This window comes from Bathymodiolus azoricus thioautotrophic gill symbiont (assembly GCF_001298715.1).
GTDB lineage: Bacteria > Pseudomonadota > Gammaproteobacteria > PS1 > Pseudothioglobaceae > Thiodubiliella.
The window spans coordinates 1-5,251 of the sequence record NZ_CDSC02000201.1; the positions used below are offsets into that span (position 1 = coordinate 1).

At 40.2% G+C, this 5,251-nt stretch carries 2 protein-coding genes; both read left to right on the forward strand.

Translation table 11 applies throughout. From position 1 onward, the window contains the following. Window positions 1–46: 46 nt before the first annotated feature. The gene (gcvP, locus tag BAZSYMA_RS03900) at window positions 47–2,857 is read left to right on the forward strand and encodes an aminomethyl-transferring glycine dehydrogenase (protein WP_090715827.1); all 2,811 of its coding nucleotides are present in this window, start codon (window positions 47–49) and stop codon (window positions 2,855–2,857) included. Between the two features lie 36 nt (window positions 2,858–2,893). Further along, window positions 2,894–5,131 (forward strand): DNA topoisomerase IV subunit A, encoded by a 2,238-nt coding sequence (gene parC / locus BAZSYMA_RS03905; protein ID WP_090715828.1) that lies wholly within the window; start codon window positions 2,894–2,896, stop codon window positions 5,129–5,131. The last annotated feature ends 120 nt before the right edge of the window (window positions 5,132–5,251 follow it).

A 5,251-nucleotide genomic window follows, 5' to 3' on the forward strand; every position in this document is an offset into this window, starting at 1 on the left:
TTTGATAAGATAAAATGCTTTTTTATTTAGTGTTTTTATATTCATGATGAGTGACGAATTTTTAGATAGACACATTGGTCTCAATGCAGCAGATATTACCGCAATGTTGCAGGCAACCGGACAAAATTCAATTGATGAGATGGTCTCGAAAACGGTGCCTGAGGGTATTTTATTTGGCAATCGAATGGCGCTTGACAAAGGATTAAGCGAGCGAGATACTTTGACACTGGCAACCAAATTGGCTGGCGAAAATATCATTGCCACCAATTTTATCGGACAGGGTTATTATGGCACTTTAATGCCAAGCGTCATTCAGCGAAATATTCTAGAAAATCCTGGCTGGTATACCGCTTATACCCCTTATCAAGCTGAGATTTCTCAGGGGCGTTTGGAAATGTTGCTCAATTTTCAGCAAATGATTATTGATTTAACGGGCATGGATATCTCCAATGCTTCTTTATTAGACGAGCCAACTGCCGCTGCTGAGGCGATGATGATGGCACATCGCGCCAATCGTAAAAACAAGTCTAATAAATTTCTGTGTGACAGTAATACCCATCCACAAACCATTACGATTTTACAAACGCGTGCCAAGCCATTGGGTATCAAGTTAGTGGTGGCAGATGTCCAAGGTAATGATTTCTCGGATTGTTTCGCTGTTTTGTTGCAATCACCGGGTACGAACGGCGAAGTGCGTGATTTGAGCGCTGATATTGAAAAAGCCAAAATACAAAATGTCTTAACCATTGTTGCTTGCGACCTTTTGGCACTAACCTTAATTAAAACGCCAGGCGAGATGGGTGCAGATATTGCTATTGGTAATTCTCAGCGTTTTGGCGTACCGATGGGTTTTGGTGGTCCTCATGCTGCATTTTTAGCCACCCGTGATGAGTTTAAACGCATGGTACCGGGGCGCATTATTGGTGTGTCACAAGACACACTTGGTAATCCGGCAATGCGTATGTCTTTGCAAACGCGTGAGCAACATATTCGCCGTGACAAGGCAAACAGTAATATTTGCACTGCACAAGTTTTGTTAGCAGTATTAGCAGCTGCTTATGGTATTTATCATGGCGCTAAAGGTTTGAAAAAGATTGCCACTGAAGTACATTTAAAGGCATTAACACTTGCCAAGAGTTTTACTGAGGCAGGGTTTACATTGGTAAGTGAGCAATTTTTTGACACCATTACTGTCAATACTGATAAGGCAAAAATGCTGTTTAATCAAGCACAGGACAAAGGTATTAATTGTCGCTTATTAAGTGACAATCAACTCACCATTGCAGTGGATGAAAGCACTAGCGAGAAAGATTTATCAGCATTATTAGATGCCCTTATAATCGCTTATGTGGCCAGCGATGGTATGACTAATTTTGCCTCTGATGTGACTAGAGATTCTGAGTATCTAACGCATCCTGTATTTAGTTTGTATCATAGTGAAACTGAAATGATGCGTTATCTAAAGCGTTTAGAGAATAAAGACATTGCGCTTAATCATTCAATGATTGCACTGGGGTCTTGTACCATGAAACTAAATGCTGCTACGCAAATGTATTCAATTTCGTTGCCGGGTTTTTCACAACTGCATCCTTATGCACCAATAGAGCAAACGCAAGGCTATCAGCAATTATTTAAAGATTTAGAGCACGCTCTTTGTGAAGTAACAGGCTATGATGCGGTGTCATTGCAACCAAATGCAGGCTCTCAAGGTGAGTTTGCAGGACTACTTGCGATTCATGCGTATCACCAGTCTTGTGGTGATACACATCGTAACATCTGCCTAATTCCATCTTCTGCACATGGTACAAACCCGGCTAGTGCAGTGATGGCAGGGATGAAGGTGGTGATTGTAAAATGTGATGCCTCAGGTAATATTGATGTGGATGATTTGCAAGAAAAAGCACAAAAACATGCTGATAATCTTTCCGCAATTATGGTTACTTATCCCTCAACACATGGCGTGTTTGAAGTTCAAATACAAAAAATCTGTGAAATTATTCACACCAGAGGTGGGCAGGTTTATTTAGATGGTGCTAATCTAAATGCGATGGTGGGCATTACCCGTATGGGTGAGTTTGGTGCAGATGTATCACACATTAACTTACATAAAACTTTTGCTATTCCGCATGGTGGTGGTGGCCCGGGTATGGGACCTATTGGTGTTAAGGCACATTTGGCACAATTTTTACCAGGCGACCCATTAATTAAAGATTCAAATGCTGTTTCAGCAGCGATGTATGGCTCTGCTTCAATTTTGCCGATTTCATGGTCGTATATTAAATTATTAGGTAAGTATGGTATGCAGCGTTCAACCGAAGTTGCTATTGTCAGTGCTAACTATATTGCCAATGAATTAAAAGACTATTTTCCAATTCTTTATCGTGGCGAGCAAGGTATGGTGGCACACGAATGCATTATTGATATTCGCCCTTTGAAAGATGCCAGCGGCATCACGGAAGAAGACATTGCCAAGCGTTTAATGGATTATGGTTTTCATTCGCCAACGATGTCGTTTCCAGTGGCAGGTACACTCATGATTGAGCCGACCGAGAGTGAATCAAAGCGAGAAATTGATAGATTTATTATTGCGATGGTGAGTATCCATGATGAAATTCAAAATGTAATTTCTGGACAATGGGATAAGGACAACAACCCACTGAAAAATGCACCGCACACCGCACTTGAAATGGCAGGAGATTGGGGTTACCCTTATTCACGCACTACAGCGCTGTATCCTGTTGAGTCTTTAAAACAGAATAAATATTTTCCGCCAGTGAAGCGTATTGACAATGTGTATGGCGACCGAAATTTGTTTTGTTCGTGTATTGCCATTGAAGCCTTTGAAGATTTAAGCTAAAATAATCCGAACTTTTGTGTTCTTTATAGGGGAAAAATGAGCCAAATCGGCCTTGAGCAACAAAGTGTTGCACAATTTAGTGAGAATGCTTATCTTGATTATTCTATGTATGTTATTCTTGACCGTGCATTGCCATTTGTGGGTGATGGACTCAAGCCTGTACAGCGCCGTATCGTCTATGCGATGAGTGAATTAGGACTCAAATCCACAGCAAAATTCAAAAAATCTGCCCGTACTGTGGGCGATGTTTTAGGTAAATTCCATCCGCATGGCGACAGCGCCTGTTATGAAGCGATGGTGTTGATGGCGCAACCTTTTTCTTATCGTTATCCATTTATTGACGGACAAGGGAACTGGGGCGCACCTGATGACCCTAAATCATTTGCAGCAATGCGTTATACCGAGAGCAAACTTTCTCGTTATGCAGATTTATTGCTCAGTGAAATCAACCAAGGTACGGTTAATTGGGCGGATAATTTTGATGGTTCATTACAAGAGCCTAAAAACTTACCGGCGCAAGTGCCTAATTTACTCTTAAATGGCACTTCAGGTATTGCTGTTGGTATGGCAACAGATGTGCCACCGCATAATTTGACTGAAGTTGTGAATATTTGTATTCAATTATTGGATGAACCTGCTACAGAATTAGATGAGATCATGAAGATTATGCCGGCACCGGATTATCCAACGAGTGCTGATATTGTATCGAATGAGGCAGATATTAGACAAATTTATGCCACAGGTCATGGCTCGGTCAAAATGCGTGCCACTTATCAAAAAGAAAAAGGTAATATTATTGTTGAAACATTGCCTTTTCAAACTTCTGGATCTAAAGTTATTACGCAAATTGCCGACCAAATGCGTAAGAAAAAACTGCCATTGGTTGAAGATATTCGGGATGAATCTGACCATGAAAATCCAACTAGGATTGTGATTGTCCCAAGGTCAAATCGCGTGGATGCTGATGCGTTAATGTTGCATTTATTTGCGACTACCGATTTAGAGAAAAATTATCGCGTTAATATGAATGTGATTGGTTTGGATGGTAAACCACAGGTTAAGCCACTTATCCCAATGATTAAGGAATGGCTAACTTATCGCATCCAAGTGGTTACCAAGCGCTTAAATTACCGCCTTGATAAGATTTTGGCGCGCCTACATATCTTAGATGGTTTATTGATTGCATTTTTAAATATTGAAGAAGTGATTGCGATTATTCGTGCGCAGGATAAGCCAAAGCCAGTATTAATATCGCGTTTTAAACTTAGCGAAATACAAGCCGAAGCAATCTTAGAGCTAAAACTTCGTCACCTTGCTAAATTAGAAGAAATGAGAATTCAAGGCGAGCAAAAAGAATTGGCAGAAGAAAAAGAAAAATTAGAGTTGCTATTGTCAAGTGACAGACGTCTAAAAACTTATATTAAAAAAGAACTTAAAGCCATTATTAAAGACTTTGGCGATGAAAGACGCTCAAGTATTAATTCAAATATTGCACAAGCACAAGCCTTTAATGAAGATGATTTAGTGCCTGCTGAAAATGTGACAGTGGTGCTGAGTGACAAGGGCTGGGTGCGTAGTGCTAAAGGGCATGACATCGACCCGACTACTTTGAATTATAAATCTGGCGATAATTATTTAACCAGTGCTAAAGGCCGTAGTAACAAGGTAGCAGTCTTCTTGGATTCAACAGGGCGTTCTTACGCACTAACTGCTAATTCTTTGCCAAGCGCAAGAGGGCAAGGTGAACCACTGACAGGAAAGCTTACACCACCAGCAGATGCTAAATTTGTTGATGTCGTGATGGGCGATGATAGCCAAAATATCCTACTTGTATCAAATGCAGGCTATGGTTTTATTGCTACCATTGGTGATTTATTATCAAAGAAAAAAGCAGGTAAGGCTTCATTATCATTGCCAGGTGTTGCTAAAGTTATGAAGGTAATTAAGGTCAATGATTTAGAAAAACAGTTTGTTGCCGCTACCACCAATCGTGGCAGGTTGCTGATATTCCCAGTATCTGAGTTGCCAATCTTGTCAAAAGGCAAGGGCAACAAACTCATTCAAATCCCATCGAAAGAGAGGATTTCTGGTGAAGAATTTGTGGTGAGTGTGTGTGTATTGTTAGACACACAAAACCTTAAAGTAACGGCAGGTAAGCGTCATTTAACCATTAAATTTCAAGACTTAACCAATTATATGGGTGTGCGTGCAAAACGCGGTAACTTGTTGCCGAAAGGTTATCAGAACCTATCTAAAATCGAAGCCGTTGATTAAGTAGTCAATCCTTAAAAACCACACAAAACATTGATTTATAACAATAAAACTAACAATAACCATAGAAAAATCAACCAACTTTTGCTAAAATACCTCTTATTTCTTGGTCGTTTTGCTTAA

Coding starts and splice junctions, on each gene's coding strand:
- gcvP (WP_090715827.1), top strand. CDS start 47: ATGAGTGACGAATTTTTAGATAGACACATTGGTCTCAATGCAGCAGAT.
- parC (WP_090715828.1), top strand. CDS start 2,894: ATGAGCCAAATCGGCCTTGAGCAACAAAGTGTTGCACAATTTAGTGAG.